The organism is Paenibacillus sp. J22FR83 (assembly GCF_059691955.1).
In genome coordinates, this window is record NZ_JCAUAM010000013.1 from 81,908 (window position 1) to 101,641 (window position 19,734).

The 19,734-nt window shown below is 51.1% G+C and carries 15 protein-coding genes; 1 reads left to right on the top strand and 14 read right to left on the bottom strand.

Going from position 1 to position 19,734, the window contains the following annotated elements; all coding sequences use genetic code 11:
* Positions 1-15: 15 nt before the first annotated feature.
* From AC58PV_RS23290 to AC58PV_RS23315, 6 genes are read right to left on the bottom strand one after another with little or no spacing between them, the layout of a single operon-like run.
* On the bottom strand, positions 16-1,365 hold the full coding sequence (locus AC58PV_RS23290) for a DegT/DnrJ/EryC1/StrS family aminotransferase (protein WP_497434861.1): 1,350 nt from the start codon (positions 1,363-1,365) through the stop codon (positions 16-18).
* 16 nt (positions 1,366-1,381) lie between these two features.
* Positions 1,382-2,134: a meso-2,3-butanediol dehydrogenase gene (budC, locus tag AC58PV_RS23295; RefSeq protein WP_497434862.1), complete on the bottom strand. Its 753-nt coding sequence runs from the start codon at positions 2,132-2,134 to the stop codon at positions 1,382-1,384.
* A 2-nt stretch (positions 2,135-2,136) separates the two neighbouring features.
* Positions 2,137-2,520 carry a RidA family protein gene (locus AC58PV_RS23300; protein WP_497434863.1) on the bottom strand — a complete coding sequence of 128 codons (384 nt, stop codon included), beginning with the start codon at positions 2,518-2,520 and terminating at the stop codon, positions 2,137-2,139.
* 25 nt (positions 2,521-2,545) lie between these two features.
* Positions 2,546-3,844 (bottom strand): M20/M25/M40 family metallo-hydrolase, encoded by a 1,299-nt coding sequence (locus AC58PV_RS23305; RefSeq protein WP_497434864.1) that lies wholly within the window; start codon positions 3,842-3,844, stop codon positions 2,546-2,548.
* Positions 3,841-4,944 carry an alanine racemase gene (locus AC58PV_RS23310; protein WP_497434866.1) on the bottom strand — a complete coding sequence of 368 codons (1,104 nt, stop codon included), beginning with the start codon at positions 4,942-4,944 and terminating at the stop codon, positions 3,841-3,843. Before AC58PV_RS23310 ends, AC58PV_RS23305 begins: the two co-directional genes overlap by 4 nt.
* Positions 4,945-4,983: 39 nt before the next feature.
* Positions 4,984-6,576, bottom strand: a complete 1,593-nt coding sequence (locus AC58PV_RS23315; RefSeq protein ID WP_497435026.1) for a gamma-glutamyltransferase family protein — start codon at positions 6,574-6,576, stop codon at positions 4,984-4,986.
* Between the two features lie 119 nt (positions 6,577-6,695).
* Here AC58PV_RS23315 and AC58PV_RS23320 point away from each other — a divergent pair, with 119 nt between their 5' ends.
* Positions 6,696-7,481, top strand: a complete 786-nt coding sequence (locus AC58PV_RS23320; protein ID WP_497434867.1) for an IclR family transcriptional regulator — start codon at positions 6,696-6,698, stop codon at positions 7,479-7,481.
* On the opposite strand, the gene AC58PV_RS23325 is transcribed toward AC58PV_RS23320, so the two are convergent.
* The 8 genes from AC58PV_RS23325 to AC58PV_RS23360 form a co-directional block, all read right to left on the bottom strand.
* Entirely contained in the window at positions 7,478-8,236 is a 759-nt protein-coding gene (locus AC58PV_RS23325; RefSeq protein ID WP_497434869.1) for a sugar isomerase domain-containing protein, read from the bottom strand. The genes AC58PV_RS23320 and AC58PV_RS23325 overlap by 4 nt on opposite strands.
* A 22-nt stretch (positions 8,237-8,258) precedes the next feature.
* On the bottom strand, positions 8,259-9,929 hold the full coding sequence (locus AC58PV_RS23330; RefSeq protein ID WP_497434870.1) for a glycoside hydrolase family 3 protein: 1,671 nt from the start codon (positions 9,927-9,929) through the stop codon (positions 8,259-8,261).
* A gap of 16 nt (positions 9,930-9,945) precedes the next feature.
* Positions 9,946-11,259: a neutral/alkaline non-lysosomal ceramidase N-terminal domain-containing protein gene (locus tag AC58PV_RS23335; RefSeq protein ID WP_497434871.1), complete on the bottom strand. Its 1,314-nt coding sequence runs from the start codon at positions 11,257-11,259 to the stop codon at positions 9,946-9,948.
* Between the two features lie 93 nt (positions 11,260-11,352).
* Complete coding sequence (locus AC58PV_RS23340) at positions 11,353-12,999, bottom strand: choice-of-anchor Q domain-containing protein (protein ID WP_497434872.1); 1,647 nt, start codon at positions 12,997-12,999, stop codon at positions 11,353-11,355.
* Positions 13,000-13,163: 164 nt separating this feature from the next.
* On the bottom strand, positions 13,164-16,055 hold the full coding sequence (locus AC58PV_RS23345) for an Ig-like domain-containing protein (RefSeq protein ID WP_497434873.1): 2,892 nt from the start codon (positions 16,053-16,055) through the stop codon (positions 13,164-13,166).
* A gap of 16 nt (positions 16,056-16,071) precedes the next feature.
* On the bottom strand, positions 16,072-16,947 hold the full coding sequence (locus AC58PV_RS23350) for a carbohydrate ABC transporter permease (RefSeq protein ID WP_497434875.1): 876 nt from the start codon (positions 16,945-16,947) through the stop codon (positions 16,072-16,074).
* 15 nt (positions 16,948-16,962) lie between these two features.
* A complete protein-coding gene (locus tag AC58PV_RS23355; RefSeq protein ID WP_497434876.1) occupies positions 16,963-17,925 on the bottom strand; it encodes an ABC transporter permease in 963 nt (320 codons plus the stop codon).
* A gap of 80 nt (positions 17,926-18,005) precedes the next feature.
* Positions 18,006-19,655 (bottom strand): type 2 periplasmic-binding domain-containing protein, encoded by a 1,650-nt coding sequence (locus AC58PV_RS23360; protein ID WP_497434877.1) that lies wholly within the window; start codon positions 19,653-19,655, stop codon positions 18,006-18,008.
* Positions 19,656-19,734: the final 79 nt, after the last annotated feature.

Below are 19,734 nucleotides of genomic sequence, written 5' to 3' on the forward strand. Positions count from 1 at the left end.
AGTAATGGCGAACTATTAATTTTTTTGCGAGTCGTGATTGAAAAAGTGCCATCCACCTAAAGTAGGCGGGTTACCGGTGTCGGTGGCTAGCAGCTCCCGATGCTGGGCAATCACTTTGCGGAAGGCCAGCACGTATTCATCGATATGATCGCGCCATTCATGCTTGAACCAAGGAGTCGCAAACAATCGTGCCGAGATTGACTCTGTCACTGGCAGACTGCCCCTGAGTTGCCGCAAATCGCGGTTGGCATGAGCTATAATCGTCGGTTTGCCGTGTCCGTAAACATCCGCATCATGGAAAAAAGGATGCAAATGCAGTGGCAAGTTGCAGCCCGGACTTACGCCGAGCACTCCCTCTGCCTGCAAAGCGGCACAAAAGCTAGTCACGGACAGGCCGCCTAGCGCCTCCGGCTCGTATCGTCCACGGGCAGCATACCACCCTCCGTTGCGACTGCCGGATTCTGCTTCTGGACGATGCGGTTTGACGCCGGGCAGCCCGCTCAGCCCATCCCAGAAGTAAGACATCGCCCGCTCGATCTCAGCGATGCGTTCTTCATAATACTTCAGCTGCACACGGCCGACCGCCGAACTGAGCTGATGCATCCGGTACTTAATGCCGCCGAGCGGAAGCCCGCTGTAGGGCTGAAGTTCCGGCGATTCGATGTTCGTTCCATATCGCTCGTAATGGCCGAAGGCGATTGCCCGCTCATAAACGGTCCGGTCCCTCGTCACCAGCATGCCGCCTTCACCGATCGCGAACGCTTTGCCGGTCATCATGGACATGGCGCCAACATCTCCGATCGTGCCGAGCGGACGTCCTTTATAAAGGCCTCCTAGCGCATGGGAGACATCCTCAATCACTTTCACCCCATGCTTAGCTGCTACAGTCATAATCGGGTCCATATCTGCAGGATGGCTCAAGTAATGCACGACCACGATCGCTTTTGTGCGGCTCGTGATCTTCCGCTCGATATCTGCAGCATCCAGGCCTAGTGTTACGGGATCAATGTCGGCAAATACAACGGAGGCACCGAGCGAGAACGCTGGCATCGCGGTCGCCCAGTAAGTAAGAGCTGGTGCAATGACTTCGTCGCCGACCCCAACTCCGCAGCCGAACATAGCCCCTTGCAGTGACGCAGTTCCATTATGGAAGCCAAGTGCAAAGGGGATTCCGAGCCAATCGGCCAGCTCCCGTTCGAACTGCTCGGTGACATCGGTACCTGACATCCCGCCGCGCCGCAGCACCTCCAGCACTGCTTCTTCATCCTCGGTCGTGATGATTGGCCAGCGAAACAAGTTCTCATGCGACTTAGTAACTGCTTTCGGTCCGCCCAGAAGTGCGAGCTTCTCTTCAACCTGTTTCACTTGTTCTCCCCCTCTTCTAGAATGCGAGTTGTCCACCGTCTACCACTAAGCACTCGCCGGTGACGAAGGCCGCATCTTCTGAAGCGAGGAATGCGAATACACCGGCCACATCGCTGGGTTTGCCGGTACGTCCAAGCGGGATTTTATCCCGAACGTACTGTTCGACAAACTGCGTGTCGTCTATCGCTTCGGACATCGGGGTCTGGATGTAGCCCGGGCAAACCGCGTTTACACGTATGCCGCTAGCCCCTAGCTCGATCGCCATCGTCTTCGTCAGCAGCACAACACCGCCTTTGGATGCGTTGTAATGCGCGTACTTCGCCTCGCCTACGAGTCCATTGGTGGAGGCCATATTGAGGATTACGCCCTCCTGCTGACGAACCATGACTTTGGCCGTCTCCTGAGCTACCCAGAACATCCCGTTCAAATTCACGTCGATAATCCGGCGCCAGTTCTCCGGAGTAATATCTAGAACTGATTCTTCCCAAGCAATCCCTGCATTGTTGATCAAAATATCAATTCTTCCGAAGCGGTGCACGATCTGTTCAACGGCATCGCGGACTTGGCCTGTGTCGGATACGTCCGTTGTAACCGCGAGAATGTCTGTTGCGACCTCCTCTAGCTCTTTGACTGTTTCCGATAAATTAGCTTCATCGTTCGAGACCAAGGCCAAAGCCGCACCTTCGCGGGCGAACCGCTCAGCCACCGCTCGGCCGATTCCCCGCCCTGCCCCCGTGATAAGGACCACTTTTCCTTCGAATCTGCGCATCGTCATGCCTCCCCTTCTGCAATCTCAGCGACGACGTCAATCTCGACGAGTATGCCGTCTAACTGACCCCCGAAACAAGTGCGCGCTGGGTAAGGTGCGGAGAACACGCTTCGATAGACCGAATTAAACCGCTCAAAGTCGGCCATATCGGACAAAATTACGTTCACCTTCACGACGTCGTCCAGTGAACTTCCAGCCGCTTCCAGTATACGGCGTACGTTCTCTAACGTTTTCTCCGCCTGTTCCTCTATCGAGACGCCGATGATTCGACCATCCAAATCAAGTGGACCTTGGCCGGATACGTGCACATGACCTCTTGATAGGATCGCCTGTGAATAGGGTCCGTCTCCCTTGGAAGCAGTACCGGTCACAACTGGTTTTCTCATTGAAGGCTACCTCCTTAGAATTTCGTTATTCGTTTCTGAGGCCGCACCACTCAACGATGATGCGGGCGTAAATCTCCGTCAGATGGTACAGGGACTCCAGGTTGACAAATTCATCTGCCGCATGTGCATTGGCACCGCTTGGGCCAAGCACGAGAGCCGGTGTTGGGCTGTGTAGGTTGAACATGAAAGAGTCGCAAGCGAAAGGTGCCCCGCGTACGATCGGGGCAGTATTTAGAACCCGCTGTGTCTGCCGAATGGCGGTTGCCAGAATAGGCGATTCGGGCGGCAACGCCGAGCCCGGCAGAAAACGGATGAGCTTCGCAAATTCTGGCATTGATACCGTATCACCGAACATCTCCCGATAACCGGCAACCAGCTCACTGCGTAGTTCCTCCTCGGTCACCCCCGGGTAGCACTCGACCCAAATGTCGAGTAGGCTGACTTCGGGACCCACATCGCACAGCGCTGCATGCAAGTCCCCCGCCTCCAACCGAGTGGGGATGATCGGCAGCGAGGCTGGCTCCACGTACCAGGGCGAAGGTCCCGGCAGCCCACTCTTTTCTCGTTCATGGCGCTCCAAGAAAACAAGAAATCGGCCGACGTCGAAAAGCGGATTATGAATCGCTTCCCCATTGAAGGCTAACCCGGTATTCCCGCGAAACGTCAATCGCCACAAGGCTCCTCCGCGAGCAGCCGGACAGACGACTAAATTCGTCGGCTCTGGCACGATGGCCGCATCGGCATGAACACCTTTTATTCGCCCGGCTAATGTACCGTTCGCTCCGCCGAACTCCTCGTCGACGACCGATTCCACAATGACATCGCCGGCTAGCTGTACGCCGAGTTCCCTTATGCAGCGTAAGGCCATCATGGAAGCTGCCAAGCCCCCTTTCATGTCGTAGGAGCCCAGCCCGTAAAGGCGCCCTTCGTGGACATAAGGCTCCCACGGGGAAACAGACCATCCGGGCGCAACGACCGCCGTATCGATATGGCTCGAGAACAGAAGCGAACGCCCGCCGCCCATCCCTCGATGCCTGCCATGAACGTTTGGTCTGTGGCGGTAATCCTTGCCGGGGAAGTAGGCGGGATGTTCCCGAAAGCCTGGAACATCCTCCGGCGAATACAACTCCGTCTCGAGTCCCCATTGCCGCATCACGTCTTGCAGCAGCACCTGGCATTCCCGTTCGGTCCCATCAACTATTTGATTTACCGTCGATTGGCGGATAAGCATGGATGTCAGATTAATCAACTCATCCTTGTTCGATGTCACCCATGCGGCTATTCGAGCATCCAGTTCAGTCAAGTTGCGTTCGGACAGTGTCATTGAAATTTCCCCCTCGCCGCAACGTTCCAGAATGCTTCGACCTCTTCGCCACGCACAACAGCGACATGGTCCGTCATGCTGATAACTCCGCAGCAATGGACGGGAATGAAGGCAAGCCGATCGCCAATACGTAGATCGCGCGCCGCTTCTCCAAGACGCAGCATGCCGTGCTCTTCCGTCATCCATTCGAGCGTCACGTCCGGTTGACCGACCGCATAGCCGCGTCCAGTCCCGAGTGGCGAGTCTTCTCCATCGCTCGAGAACAACTTTGTTCCCGCATCGATAACCGCACGGTCTGGCGCAGGCCGGCTGATAATGGTGGTATATACAGTAAGCGCGCAATGGTCCAACGCATGAGCGCCAAGTTTCACTTGCATCAGATCACCGAACACGTAGGTCCCAGGTCGCAGCTCCGTGACGCCGGGTAAACCGGCGACGAAACGACTGGTAGGCGTCGAGCCCGCACTTACCACCTCCATGGGGTAGCCGTCTGCTTCCAGCAATGCAGCAAGTCGTTCAACGGTCCCCGCCTCCTGCGTTGCAATCCGAAGACGTTCCTCGTCGCTTTCCGTATCATAAGATTGACCGGCGAACGTTAGCAGCCCTTTTAGCTTAAGCGTCGGCTCCATCGTGATGCGGGCAGCTATCGCACGTAAAATGTCTGCATCCGGCTTTACGCCTACTCGCCCGAAGCCGCTGTCCACTTCGATCAGGACCGCCACTGGGCGTCCAGCCAGTCGGCCGGCTTCCGCCGCAGCCTCAATGCCTGCCTCGCTTTCCACCGCAACAGTAATCGCCGCCCTCGGCAGCAGTGCCGCCAGCCGCTCGATCTTAAGGCGTCCAATGATCGGATAGGCGATCAGGATATCGCGAACACCTCCGTCCGCCATTACCTCCGCCTCCCCAAGCTTAGCGACGGTGACGCCAACCGCCCCAGCCTCGATCTGCAGTCGAGCCACCTCAGGCAGTTTATGTGTTTTGGCATGAGGCCGTAGACGGACCCTGCCCAAATCAGCGATCTGCTGCATGTTGCTGATATTTGCGTTCAAACGTTCTAGATCGATCAAGACGACCGGGGTGTCCAGTTCTTTAATTTGCATGATGATGCAGGCCTCCTGAATCAAAAAGTTTGTTGCATCTTACCAAGCTGCAATCTGACCGTCTGTCCTGGGCTCGGTACCTCCGACCAATGTGCCGTTATCCAAGCGCCAGATGATCTGCCCCCTGCCGAAGCTTCCTGTGCTTTGAGACCACCTTACTTCGTGGCCCATTCTAGCCAGCTTGTCGACGATACTTCGTGTAGTTGTCAGTTCAAACTCTACGGTTATCCCTTCTATCCATTGCCACCGCGGAGCATCTAATGCCGCTTGCGGATTGTGATGGAAATCGATGCTATTCATCAGGACCTGGAGATGGCCTTGCGGCTGCATCGCGCCGCCCATTACCCCGAAAGGTCCGACTGCTCGGCCATTTTTGCTAAGAAAACCTGGGATGATCGTGTGATATGGCTTCTTGCCTGGTTCAAGACAGTTGGGGTGATTCTTCTCCATCGTAAATCCGTATCCCCGGTTGTGCAGGGCAATTCCCGTGCCAGGAACGACAAGGCCGGATCCGAAGCCCATGTAATTGCTTTGAATGAAGGAAACCATATTTCCGTCCCGATCCGCTGTGCAAAGATAAACGGTCCCGCCTTGCGGCGGCCGTCCTGGCGCAGGTTGAAGCGCCGACGATCCGATGAGTCGGCGGCGTTCATTCGCATACGCATCCGAAAGCATCTCCTTCGGACGTACGGACATGCTTCGCGGATCAGAAATGTACGCCTTTCCATCCGCATAAGCAAGTTTCATTGCTTCAAGCTGTTTATGGTACGTAGCAGCGTTATCGCGCTGCTCGAACTCGAACCCTTTGAGCATATTCAGTGCCATCAACGTCACCATTCCGCTCCCATTAGGTGGAAGCTCCCATACGTCATACCCCCGATAGTTCACACTGATTGGTTTCACCCATTCCGGCTTGTAAGCCGCCAGATCCTCGAAGCGTAAATATCCACCATATTGCTTGGAGAATCGATCGAGCTTTTCCGCTAATTCCCCACGGTAGAAAGCATCGGCGTTCGTTTCTGCAATGAGCCTTAGCGTCTTAGCATGATCTGGTGAAGACCAGATCTCTCCGATACCCGGAACTTTGCCATTGGGTGCGAACGTATCAAACAAAGATTGAAATTCATGTCCTTGCAGACGTTCGCGAAAATAGTCGATCGCTCCTTTCCAGGAGCTCCCAACAACTGGGGAAAGCGGAAATCCCTCTTCCGCATAGCGAATGGCAGGCTGCATCACTTCTGTTAATGGTAACTTCCCGAATGTTGAAGCCAATTCCGCCCAAGCAGCTGGCGCACCTGGGACAGTAACTGGACCAAACCCATATAGGGGCATGTGATCATATCCCGCTTCTAGCATCGATTCAAGGGATATCAGCAGTGGAGCGGGCCCGCTGGCATTCAAGCCGTGGAGTTTCCCCTGAAACCAGACCAAGGCAAACGCATCTCCGCCAATCCCGTTAGAGGTGGGTTCCACCACGGTCAAGGCAGCCGCTGCGGCAATCGCAGCATCTACGGCGTTTCCGCCTTTTTTTAACATATCAAGACCTGCTTGGGCTGCAAGCGGCTGTGAAGTCGCAACCATCCCATTGCCAGCATAAATAGCAGAACGGTGGGAAGAGTACAGATCATCCATCCTATCGAAATTCAACGACAGCCTCCCCTTTACGCTAGTTTTTATGGTAGTTGTAAGAGAGTGGAACTCAGGTTTATAATTGAGTTGAGTCTATTCAAAATTACAAAAGGACGATTGACATGATGAAAAGAAAATACACAGTTCCGGCGCTCGAAAAAGGTCTTGCGATCATCGAAATGCTTGCCCGTTCTCCGGTCCCGCTCGGCGTTACTGATATTTACGAAGTGAATAAGATCCCGAAATCGACGATTTTTATGATTCTTACCACGCTGGAAGACTTAAAGTATGTGCAAAAGACGAATGATGGCAAGTATAGACTTACGCTTCGTTTATACAACTTTGGCATGGAAATGCTGTCGAGGCTGGATATTCGCAATATCGCTCGCCCCTACATGGAGAAACTCGCTTCCGAGCTTCGCTTTACGGTGCATCTAGCGATGTTGGAGAACGGCAAAGCTAGTTATATCGAAAAGGTTAAAGGTCCAGGTTTTGTGCAATTCTCAACCGAAGTGGGGCAATCCTTCCATCTCCATAATTCAGGTGTGGGCAAAGCGCTTGCCGCGTACGTTCCGGAAGACGCTCTCGCGCAATATGTGGAGATGCACGGACTACCCGCCATGACCGAGCATACGATCACGAGTCTTGATACATTTCGTAAATTTCTCGGAAATGTCCGAGACGTCGGCTATGCGATTGAGGACGAGGAAGCCGAAGTCGGGATACGCTGCTTGGCAGCGCCTATTTTCGATCATTTAGGCCAAATCTATGCCGCTATTAGCGTAACGGCACTGCGAAGCGAGTTACCTAGCATGTCTTATCAGGAAGTCGGGTTGAAGGTTCGGGAAGCTGCGCTGCGGATATCCGAACAGTTGGGCTATGAAGGTGGGCAAGCTCCTACCAGCTAAAGCTTTTTGATCCGCCCTTTGAAGCGTTCCATAAACTGCCTGTTCCACTCATCTCCACCGGAGGCGTTGCCGCTCATCCAGATCGGTGGTTGTACGCCTTCCTCTACAAGCAGGTTAACTGTTTCTGCAACCAGAGCATTTAATAAAAACGCGTTGGCAAACGTCGAAATGGCGCCTACGCGCTGCTCCAAGCCGTTAATTTCCAATACGGCATCACCAACGCCTATTTGACAATCCAGCACGATGTCGACGAGGTCATGCAGATTCTGCTTTGACGGATGACGTGCGGGATGTTCCGGGGGCGTTAGCCTCGCGTGTTCAACCGAAGTGACGCCGATCGTCGTGACCCCTCTTTTCTTCGCCTCAAGCACAGAATCGATGACAGCTGAATTGATCCCGTATGCATTAATGATGATCAGTAGATCACCTGCCTGAAGCCCATAGTCTTCGACCACGATACGACCATATCCCGGCGTTCGTTCGACCGCCATGGATCGAAGTGCGCCTCCGCTTAGCAGCGTGCCTTCGTCAAGCATGGCGGAGACGTGCATCAAGCCGCCTGCTCGGAAAAATATTTCCTGTGACCCAAGGTTGGAGTGTCCACCAGGACCGTAAGCGTAGACGATCTTGTCTTGCTTAATGTGATCCGCGACCAATCGTGCAGCTTTCAGAACTTCCTCTCCCTCTTCTTCATGCAGCCGTGACAGATGCTCTGTCACAAGCGCCAAATAGCGTGTCATCGGAGACAAGCTCATCCTGTAGCTCCCCTTTCATTCTTCATAAGCCGTAGCCAAATGGATATTGTTCGTTCACTGTAACTGGAAGCTTTCCTTCTGCTCTAAGTCGGCCAAATAATACCTTAAGTGCTGCATCAATCGAATATTCACAGTCGCCGTAAGTGCAAATGCAGTTGCCCGGCGGCGTCATTTTCCGCAGAATATAGGGACTTCCGAATATGAGCAGCGCCGCATCTGGCGAATGATCCTTGATCAATTCAATCAAGGCAAGCTGGGCATCCGGAACCGAACCGCTCCCCTCTTTGTAGGACAAAACGCGAACGAATGTCGCATATACAACTTGCTCGAAGGGTCTTGCTGCAAGTGCTTGCTTGACGTTGGCGAAATCTTCCTCCGTCGGATGCTCTCGGATAAGCAGCATGTCGAAATCACTTGCATAGTCCTTCATTCGCTCACGAAGGTAGGACGTTTTGCCTTTGACTACATACCCGAGGTCCTCTGCTTCCAATCCTTCTTCTTCACCAACTGTAGCAATGACCAAAGTTGATTTTTCCGAAAACGGCAACGAGGCCGCTTCTAATACCGTAACCGACTTATCGGCGATTTCCACCGAAACGGCAGCGTGCTCCTGCGAACTGACGATAAGGGACGCTTCCTGGGCCGAGATCGGGCGATGCTCGAGCAACTGGAGCTTTTCTTTGACCTCTAATATGCGTTTAACGGACGAATTGATCTGGTTAATGTCCAACTCTCCGGACTGTACAGCAGCGTAAAGCGCTTGAAATGTGATTTCAGGATCAGACTCATAATCTTGCAAAATAATATCATGACCGGCCTTCACGGCTAACACGGCTGCCCTTTCAATACCGTATTCTACCTTGATGCCGCGCATGGTCAGGCTGTCGGAAATCAGCAGTCCTTCGAAGCCGAGATCGTCTCGCAGCAGGTCGGTCATGATTGCCCTCGACAGAGTAGCAGGAACGCGTTCCTCACCCGGTCCGAGTAGAGCCGGATACAAAATGTGTGCGGTCATGATACCGAGCAGCCCTTTGGCGATCAGCTCCTGGTACGGTGCCAGCTCCACCGCCAACAAAGATGCCTTATCCCGCGCCACGACAGGCATTGATACATGGGAATCTTCCTGTGTATCACCATGCCCCGGGAAATGCTTGGCCGTCGGGACGACCCCCTCTTCCTGCATACCACGGACGATTTCAGCAGCCAGCGAAGCGACGAGGTCCGTCCGGTCGCTGATTGCCCGCGTATTAATAATCGGATTGTCGGGATTGGAGTTAACGTCGACCGTCGGATTGCTTACGACACCGAAGCCGATTGCACGGGCTTCTCGCGCAATACAGAGACCCATTTGATAAGCCAGCTCCTTAGAACGTGTCGCGCCGAGCGCCATCAAGGTCGGAAACGGAGTACCGAAGTTAAACGTGTCAGCAAGGCCGTTCTCCGCATCCAAATAAAAGAGGATCGGAGCGGTGGATTGCGCGTGGCATTCATTGACCCACGACACGATATCCTCCAGTTCGCGCGATCCCTTGATTGTCAGCATAACAGCCCCTACGCCGCCTAATCGGCTTTCCGCGTTCATTTGTTTGGCGTTTTGCGCATAGTCATGTCCTCTAACCACGATCATTTGCGCGATTTTTTGCTCAAGTGTCAGACGCTCCAACCATTTCTCGGCATTGGTTTCCACCTGCATCCTGTACCCATCCCTTCTATTTTGCCGTGTCCGCCAGACGAAGCGATAAATCGGCCGTAGTAATTTTTCCGACGATGATATCTTCTATTTCAGGTAAAAAGATACCGCTGAATGTACCGCCGATATGGTTATAGTCGACTTCATAGCCGCCTTCACTGATCATTTTGCGGGTCGGGACATAGAAGGTTACGCCGTTCGAATAACCGAGTACGATCGTTTTCCCGCCAGGGAACAGTTTCTTGAGCATGAGCGAGTACTCGGTTGATATTTCGCCTTCCATCGCAATCACGCGCGTTTCATCGTCCAGCTGCCACACACTGATATAGATCGACGTCCGATCCTTCGTGAGGCCTTCTTTCATGAACTCGATTTTGCGCTTCGCTCCTCTTCTTCGAACTTCACCAATCGCGGGATTGTTAACGATGTTTTCGAAAAATTCAATTGGCGTATGCTCCATAATTAGGTTTGCCTCAACCAAAACTGTCTTGAAGACACCATTGATCGAGCTGAACGTCCCTTCCTCTAGCACACGAATAATGTCTTTGGCCAGATCGACGCCCGCCGCTTCCATTTGCTCAAAGTTACAACTGATAAAGTCGTCACCGACCGCGCATTTCAGCGGTTTGATTTCGGCAGCGCAGCCCTGTAGAAACACAGCCGTTACCCCTGGATAGGTTTCTTCGAGATAGCTGTTCGTTTTTCCAGGATAGTCATTCGAAATCAAATAATTGTCCGAGCTCATCGAGGTAGGATGACAACCGTAGCTATACAAAATGCCCTTGACATCGTTGGTTTCATTGACCAACTTCAGCACGAATAGATCGTGATCGATTTCCACATCGTAGGCTGGTTTCCACTGAACGCCTTTGTCTGTCAGCTTACGGCGACTGACGCCAAATACGGAGGTACCCCGCGCAAGCTGAAGCTGTCCTTCCTCCAAACGAGAATAGCATTCGTTCACGAGGCCAACGATCGTATCGCGAATAAAGCCGTACTCGATCGCGCTACGATATACCACGCTATTCGTGCTCTCCGTTCCTTCCCCTCTTGCGGCAACGGCATGATGCGTATGGGAGAAATTGATGAGAACTTCGTCGCGTTTGATTTCGAACGTTTGTTCTATCACGCTTTTGATCCCATCGATAAAGCTGCGATCACCACCCGACAAATCCAAGGTAATAATGAGAAGCGTTTTGTTCGCTTGCAGGAGCACAGCCTTCGCATAAACAGGATCGTGGATCCCTTCACTTTCGTGCGTTCGGTCACCAAAACCAGACATAAATACAGGCGATTGCGGTGTGATATCCGCCTTGGACATGCCAAACTTCATACGTATCCACCCTTTACATAAGTTTTATATAGGAAACAGCAAGGTGCAGCGAAAGGATTAAACCCTGCACCTTGCTGGATCTCACTCGTTACATTAAAGCGATTGCGAGATTGAGGCGTTATCGCCTGTCGAAGAACCGGTTGAACCCGGATACGAAAGATTAAATGATTTGGCCCCACCATGGTAGGTCGTATCGTATGCGCCGGTGAACGGAGTCGTTAATTCGGCGTAGGTCCAGCCCGTCGTCCCCTCAAAGTTCGCGTTCGTGATTGTCTTACCAGTCACAGAAACGTCGTCAATGTAGAATGAAATCGGGAAATTGGAGACTGGCTTCTTGCTGACCAGCCTAAACTGCAACGTAAAGTTTGTACCGGCTGGATTAATCGGGACCGTATGCGACTGGTATGTTGTTCCGTCTGCCGCAACATCGCCTTCCCAGACAACCACGCCGTCTACCAGCGCCTGTTTATACCAGTAAGTCGCAGTTCCACCTGTGTAGTTGTCCTTTTCCCAGAACGTTAGCGATTTGCTGGAAGCGCCGTATTCGTATGCCCCGATGTCAGGCAACGAGTCACGGTTATTCCCATCAAAATCTACGGCAGGTGCATTCGCCGTGCCTCCTGTGTTTTTGGCCGGAGAGGTGGAAGTAAGCTTGTAATCATTGCCTGCACTATTCGCAAACAATGGATTTGACCCTGTAATGTTGTGGGTACCGTGCGTCATTGTAGTTGGGTACCAATAGTAAGTCGTACCGTTTAGTAAATTGTAATCATAGGTGTTGCTTGAACCTACCGTTCCGGATAAGTCAATGCCATAAGTTGTGCCGGAATTGCTGTTTTGCACGATATTATTGGATACGTATATGTTATTAGCTGAGCATCCCCAACTCTCTACGGTGCAAGCTTTGTATCCGTTGGCGGAACCATTCGTAGCACCTACTACGATGCCAAATTTATGATCGACAACCGTGTTGCCCACAATCGTGACTTGGTGCGCGTCATGCCATAGGTGAATGCCCGCCCCGCCTGGATTGTCGTAGACAACGTTGTTCGTTACAGTCGCTCTTGTACTGATATAAATACTTTGAACATAACCGCATGATCCATCGCCGATGTCGTGAACTTTATTAGCGGTAACTACCGTACCTACCATGAAGCTTGTGGTCGTCGTATTGAAATCAGTGACGTTAATGCCTGCCCCGCCTTTACTGTCACAATACGTTTGCATGATATTGTGGACTTCGTTATTCTTTATCGTGACGTAAGAACCTTGATTTAAAAGGCCATTTCTTGCCTTGGCGCCTGTACCGTCAATTTCAAATCCATCAATAACGACATTGTTTCCCCAGTTCTCCCAAATATTAAAATCTTTGGTGGCGTCCGTAGGTGTAATCGTAGCTTGATACAGTCCATCAATGGACACATAGGTGATATTGTTCTTTGTTGTTAAGAACCCTACCGATGATGTTCCCACTGTATACGTTCCCGCTTTGACTTTAATGGTGTCGCCTGCAGCCGCGACCGTATATGCTTTGCCGATCGTTGCGTAGGGGTGTGCCTGTGAACCATCGCCTGGAGACGAGTCGTTTCCAACAGGTGCTGGTGCTACCCATATATCTCCTGCGGCAAAAGCTTTCGGCGGCACCATCATGAGCAGACTTAACACCATCATTAGACACAAGAAGACGGCTGAAATTTTTCCAAACTCTAATTTCCTTCCAACATAACCATTCATCAACATACGATTCCTCCTTCAGGTTTGTAATCGTCTTTTCCCTGTCAATTCACGGATGTCCGACTTTCTTCAGCACGTCATCGACCTAGCTACTCGCTACATCATCCTCACCCCTTTCCAATTGAATTTGGAATGTGCTTCGAAGTCCCCCTAACTTTCTATTGTTGAGCTTATGATCGATCGTGAGGTATAAATACGGTGGTCGAAGCCGACGTTTGATGTCCCGCTTGGTCGACGGCGGTATATGTGATTGTATAAATCCGTCCGTTTCCATTTCCGTTGCGTTCCGCCCGCAATTGGAAAGTAACATCCGCCGATCCTATATTTGCGATAATGTCCCCATCCCCATTCGGTTCATTGCTGGTGATCGAAGTTAAGGTAACTGCAGCAATACCGGAAGCCGTGTCGACCGTGTTCAGCTGAGCTTGGATGGTCACCATCTTATGGTTCGCAGGCCACAGCGTGGACTTGTTCAGAGTTATGGTTAAGCCAGGCGCCGTTCTATCGATATGAATAGGCAGCACTTTCGACTCTTCCAAATTCCCAGCTGCATCGATCGAACGATATGCAAGGGTATGAGTGCCATCTCCCGAGATTGCGATCGGTTCACTATACGTTGCCCAATCAGCTGCATTGTCCAGACGATACTCAGTTCGGATAATGCCTGTATCACCGTCCTCTGCAGTCAAGCTCACTTTCACGTCGGACGTAAACCAACCATTATGCGAGTCCCCCTGTACCGCTGCGCTCGTAACTGGCGTTGTAATATCTTGCAACGCGAGCAGCTCTAGCTCGATGATCCCCAGTTTATAATTGGTAGCTTCATCGATCTTCCCGATATTCTCGAAAGTAAGCTGATGAACGCCTTTCGTCAGTTGCATAGTCCCGATGGGCTCGAACACGGTTCCTCTTCCTGTCGATCCGTAGAAGTTATAGTCCGAAAGCGGCTGACCGTCCAGCTTTATCGCATACTTGCCATAGCTGGTAGCCTTGAAAGCCGTCATACGAAGCTGGTACAAATGCGTTTCCGGCACATCTACACCGAATGTGATCGAGTGTCCTGCTTCATTGGCCTCGAATTGCAATGTCGGATTGTAGATGATCGTGCCAGCGGTCTTGACGCTGATCGGCAGCTTGGTGAATCCATATATGACCGATAAGCCAGGCTGCACGGTAATCGTGAACGAGGCGGAATGCATGGCTCCGTTCAGCGTCACGTTGACCGCAATAATAGCTGTCCCCGGGGAAACAGCCGTGACGAGCCCCGTAGCGCTGACGGTTGCGACTGCGGTGTTATTGCTTTGGTAGGCGACGGTAGATGTCTTTAGTGATGCCGGCTTCCCATTCGTTGATGTCCCCGAAACGGTCAGTTGTGTCTTCTGATCCTTGACCAGGGAGCTGCTCGGTGAGGTAAGGGCAACGGATGCAATCGTTGGCGCAGCGACGGTGACTGGCAGATTCGTCCGTTTCGTTACACCATCCAACGTCACATCGACATTGAGAATGTCTGTACCACTATTCAATCCTGTAACCAATCCGCTTGAGCTGACAGATGCAATGGAGTTGCCTTTCATATAGTAGCGAATTGATGCGGCGTTCAGATCGGCAGCGCTGCCGTCACTCATTAACCCAGTTACCGTATACTTCTGGGTTTGACCGATTTCTGGCGTTGGTTCACCCGTTTGCAGTGTGATGGACTGCAATCGCTCCGCCACCTTAATCTGAACCACACTGTTCTTCGGTGTCCCATTTTCGCTGACGACAGCTGCAATATTCGCTACACCGTTGGAGACTGCCGTGACAAGTCCGCTTCCGCTAACCATTGCTACAGCTGGGTTATCGCTTGTATACTGGGCACCACTCAGATTAGAAGATGATACGATTTGTGTGGATTCTCCAATTCGAAGTGCACGCGATACCGACTGAATCGTAAAACCGTTCGGATCGTATTCGTAAGCCCCAATATCGAAGCCGGTCCCCTTAGGCCGTAGCGTACGATCCAAATCAAACGCAGGCGCATCATCCGGCACTCCCGTATCAAGTGCCGGCGATGTAAATTTCAGGTGATAATTGCCTCCGCCAGCCGGATCATAATATACAAATTGCGGGTCGGCTGCAATTGTGCCAGAGGCTGTTAAGCCGTTTTGCAGACTCAAGTCGTAAATGCTGTTCTGGAAAATAAGATTATTCGTGTACGTATTGTTTGTTCCGGTTTTCCCTTGCTCAGAGATCCCGTAACTGTTGTCAAATACGATGTTGTTCGATACATGAACCTCTTCAGCTGGGCCCTGCGTATGCCAGAAGTCTCCGCCGCCGATGACCATACCGAACCATGAAGAGAAAATAGTGTTGTTCGCAATCGTGACATGATTAGCGTCATGCCACAGGTGAATGGCAGCTCCACCGTTTTGGTAGACGAGATTATTTTTCACCGTACCCGACGTGCTGACATAGATGCCTTGTATGTAACTGCAGCCGGCATAGCCGATGTTATGGACGATGTTCCCACTGATTTCCGTTTCCACGCCATAGCGATAATAGTCGGTGTTAATGGCTGCTCCCCCGCTGCCCGTACAAGCGATGTTCGTCGCAATATCGTGAACGTGATTGTTTTTGATTGCTACATAAGAACCTTCATTATATAAGCCATTGCGTGTGTCGCTGCCGTTTCCATCCACCTCAAAACCGTCGATATCCACGTAACTGCCCTGATTATCCCAAACATAGCCACTGGCGTTCACGGCAGGCGGAACAAGTCGCGCCCCCCACAATGTATCGGACACATACCGAATTCGGGCAGAAGCTGTCCCACTCGCTTTCGTCTGATAGCCACCCGTGTACGTTCCCGGCGCGACATGTACGGTGGTGCCTGGCGTGGCAACTTGGGACGCTTTGAGAATCGTCAAAAAGGGCTGCGCTTGTGTACCAGGATTGGCGTCACTGCCTGTTGTTGAAACATAATAATCCGTAGTAGCTGCTAACGTCTTCGGCACTCCCGCAAAGGCTAGACTATAAATGATGGCAAGACCTATGCCTCCTGCTATTATTTTTCGGCCAAACATGAATTCACTCTCCTCATCATTCCTTTATGGCGCCTATCATAACGCCTTTCACAAAAAACTTTTGCAAATAAGGATACAGAATGAGTATCGGACCCGTGGCTACGATAATCGTCGCATATTTAATGGTTAGCGCGACCTGCATCTTATCTCCGCTGGAATCTGCCGTCATGTTGTCTGTACTGTTACTGATAAGAATTTCCCTTAAGATTAGTTGCAACGGATAATGCGTACGGTCCCGCAGATAGATGAGCGCACCGAACCAGGAATTCCAATGGGCGACGCCGTAAAACAAGATCATAACGGCTACGACGGGCAGCGACAGCGGAAGTACGATCCGGAATAAAATGATGAAATCATTCGCTCCGTCCATGCGTGCTGATTCCTCGAGACTAACGGGCAGCGCTTGAAAAGCGGTTCGCATGATAATCAAATTAAAGGAGCCTATAGCCACCGGGATGATGAGCGCCCACAAGGTGTCAAGCATGCCGAGGCTGGTCACAAGGATGTAATTCGGAATTAACCCACCGCCAAAAAACATCGTAAACACGATCATAAACATAATGCCGTTTTTAAGCATGACATTCTGTCTAGAAAGAACATAGGCTCCTAACGAGGTCATAAGGATGTTGAGGGTCGTACCCACGATCACGATGAACAGCGTGTTCAAGTAACCTGATTGAATGATCGGATTTTGAAAAACCGCCTTATACGAACTCAGGTTGAAACCGTGCGGCAGCCAGATCAAACCACGTGTACGCGCCACCCATGCTGGGTTGCTGATCGAGGAGATGAACACGTACCAGAACGGATATAAGGTGACAAACACGAGCAGCAGCATAAAAAGGACATTGCCAATATCGAAAATTCGTTCTCCCGTGGACCGCCTAATCATCGCGTTTCCTCCCTTCTACCAAAGTTTCGTTTCTGTTGCGCGTTTACTTAGCATATTGGCCATCACGAGGAGTACAAAGTTAATAACAGAGTTAAATAATCCGATTGCGGCGCTATAGCTGAAGTTGGCTTCCAATATACCTTTTCGGTAGACATAGGTGCCGATCACATCTGCCGATTCATAGGTGGCTGTATTATACAGGAGCAGGATCTTATCGGTATTCACCGACATCAAACTGCCGATTTGCAAAATTAATAGGATAATAATTGTCGGCATAATACCCGGCAACGTGATATGGCAGCTCATCTTCAGCCGGCTGGCCCCATCGACTTTCGCCGCTTCGTAAAGCGAAGGGTCGATGTTTGCCATTGCTGCCAAATAGATGATGGTGCCCCATCCGACGTTCTGCCAGATGCCAGAGCTGACGAAAATTGTTCGAAACCATTCAGGCTTAACTAGATAAGCCACCTTCTCCATGCCGAACAGGGAATTCAGTAAATTAGTAAGCAATCCGTCCCTCGCTAGGAAGTCGACAATAAAGCCAACTACAACGACGATGGAGATAAAATACGGGAGGTAAGCGATCGTTTGTACGATTCGTTTAAACAGGGCGCTGCGCAGCTCGTTCAGCAGAAACGCTAGCACAATTGGGGCTGTGAATTGAAAAATAAGTTCATAGAAGCTGAGGATCAGCGTATTCCGAATTAGCCTTCCGAAATAAAAACTATGGAAAAACTCGTTAAAATATTTAAAGCCCACCCAATCACTGTGCCAGATGCCCGTGCCAGGCGAGTAATTCTTAAACGCGATTTGAATGCCATACATCGGTACGTAATGGAACAATAAGTAATAGACGATTACCGGCAATACCATGAGATACAGATAACGATTCACTTTCAAATCCCGCTTCAACCGATAGCTGTATTGGGTTCGGTCTACTTTCGGGAGCGTCGTCACCGCCTTCGATCCAAGCTGCATAGACAATTCCTCCTAGTACGAAGGAGGAAGGGAGGTCCAAATCACGTAACGCCCCTCCGCCTCCTTCATCTGCATGTTGCTTACGATTTCTTCATGTATCTTTCATACTGTGTTTGATAAATTTTCGTAGCGTCTTCGATCCCCAGCTTTTTGAGCGTGGCGATGAACTCGTCAAATTTGGAAAGCGGTTCTTGGCCCATAATAAACTTATTGATCATTTCGTACTGGTAAGTCCGCAAATCCGTCATTATGGACGCAATTCTGGCCTGCTCATCCGAATTAAGGTTGGATGGTATGTATTTCGTATGATCCGCCTTCGTCCATGATCTCATGGCATCTTGCGTATCCGGATCGGGATGCCACTGCAGATCAGCGTCCTCATCCGCTTGGAACGGACCGCTGGAAGCGACAATCGTATAGATGCCGAGCGCTTGCGTGATCGAAAGTTTGTTCGGATTTTTTGTAATTGTCTCCGTGTATTTCGGTTTTCCGTTATCCAGTGTATAACTTTGACCTTCAACACCGAAGTTGTACAGTGTTTTACCTTCCTTGCTGTAGCCATAATCGAGCCATGCTGCAATCTGTTCCGGATTTTTGGCCGAAGTGGTGATGGCTACACCGATGCCACTCCATTGGGCCGTCGGTGCGCCTGCAGATACGGCCAGCTCGCCCTTATTAAGCGACGGAACCGGAACACCGACCAATTTGAAGCTCGTGTTCGGATCCTGCTGCCGCTTGAGCTGCAAATAGCCGCCTAATCCACTTCCACCCCAGCCGGCTTGAGAGCCGATTATATCATTCAATGTCTTGCTGTCTCTAAGCTTAACGTCAGAGGTTAAATAATCCTTGTCAATCAAGCCCTGACTGTACCAGCGATTCATCAGCGTCAAATAATCTTTGAACTTCGGCTGGTATGGACCGTATTTAACCACGCCGTTCTCCTGATAGAACGCTGCGTTGAGGCCGAATGCACCGAGGAACGGATAACTCGTTTCATAATCGGTCTGGCGGTAGAAATAAGGGATTTCATCCTTTTTGCCGTTGCCGTTCGGGTCCCCGTCACGGAAAGCCGTTAGTACTTTCTCCCATTCGTCGACTGTCGCTGGCGGCTGCAACTTGAGCTTATCGAGCCAATCCTTACGTAGGAACAAACCATGAAATGTAAATACTGGGTTATCTTCACCTACGAAAGGGAATGCGTAAATATTGCCGTCATCGCTCGTCAGCTGGCGCTTCAAGTCGGGCTTATCCTTGAGCATTTTCGATAGATTGGGGGCATATTTGTCAATAATCTCATTCAGACGAAGGATCTTGCCGTCCTTGATTGCTTTGTCCGGGGAATTCGCCTTCCATGCGTACCCCATAACATCGGGCAGCTTGCCAGTCGCCATCATCAAATTGAATTGATCCCTAACTTGTTGCTCACCAGCAGGTGGATGCTGAAACTCTACCTTCGAACCAGTAATCTTCTCTAATTGTTTATAGATGCCCATCTCGCTGTAATTTTTAATCGAAACAGCAGCATCCGTATCCATAGTGACCCAATACGAGAATGAAGCTGGATACTTCGGACCCGTGGTCGTCTGAGCTGCTGTTGGTTTAGCGCTTTCGTTCGTAGGACTCGCAGTGCCCTCTACAGGTTTGTTATCGTTGCTGCACGCAACCACCAATCCCCCCAACACGGATACCGAAAGTACTGCAGCAATCTGTTTCTTTCGCTTAAACTTCATACCGTGAACCTCCCTTAGATTCTGAATATCGTGAGCTGTTCTGCTCGATTTCACTATATAAAGACCATGGTCATGAGCA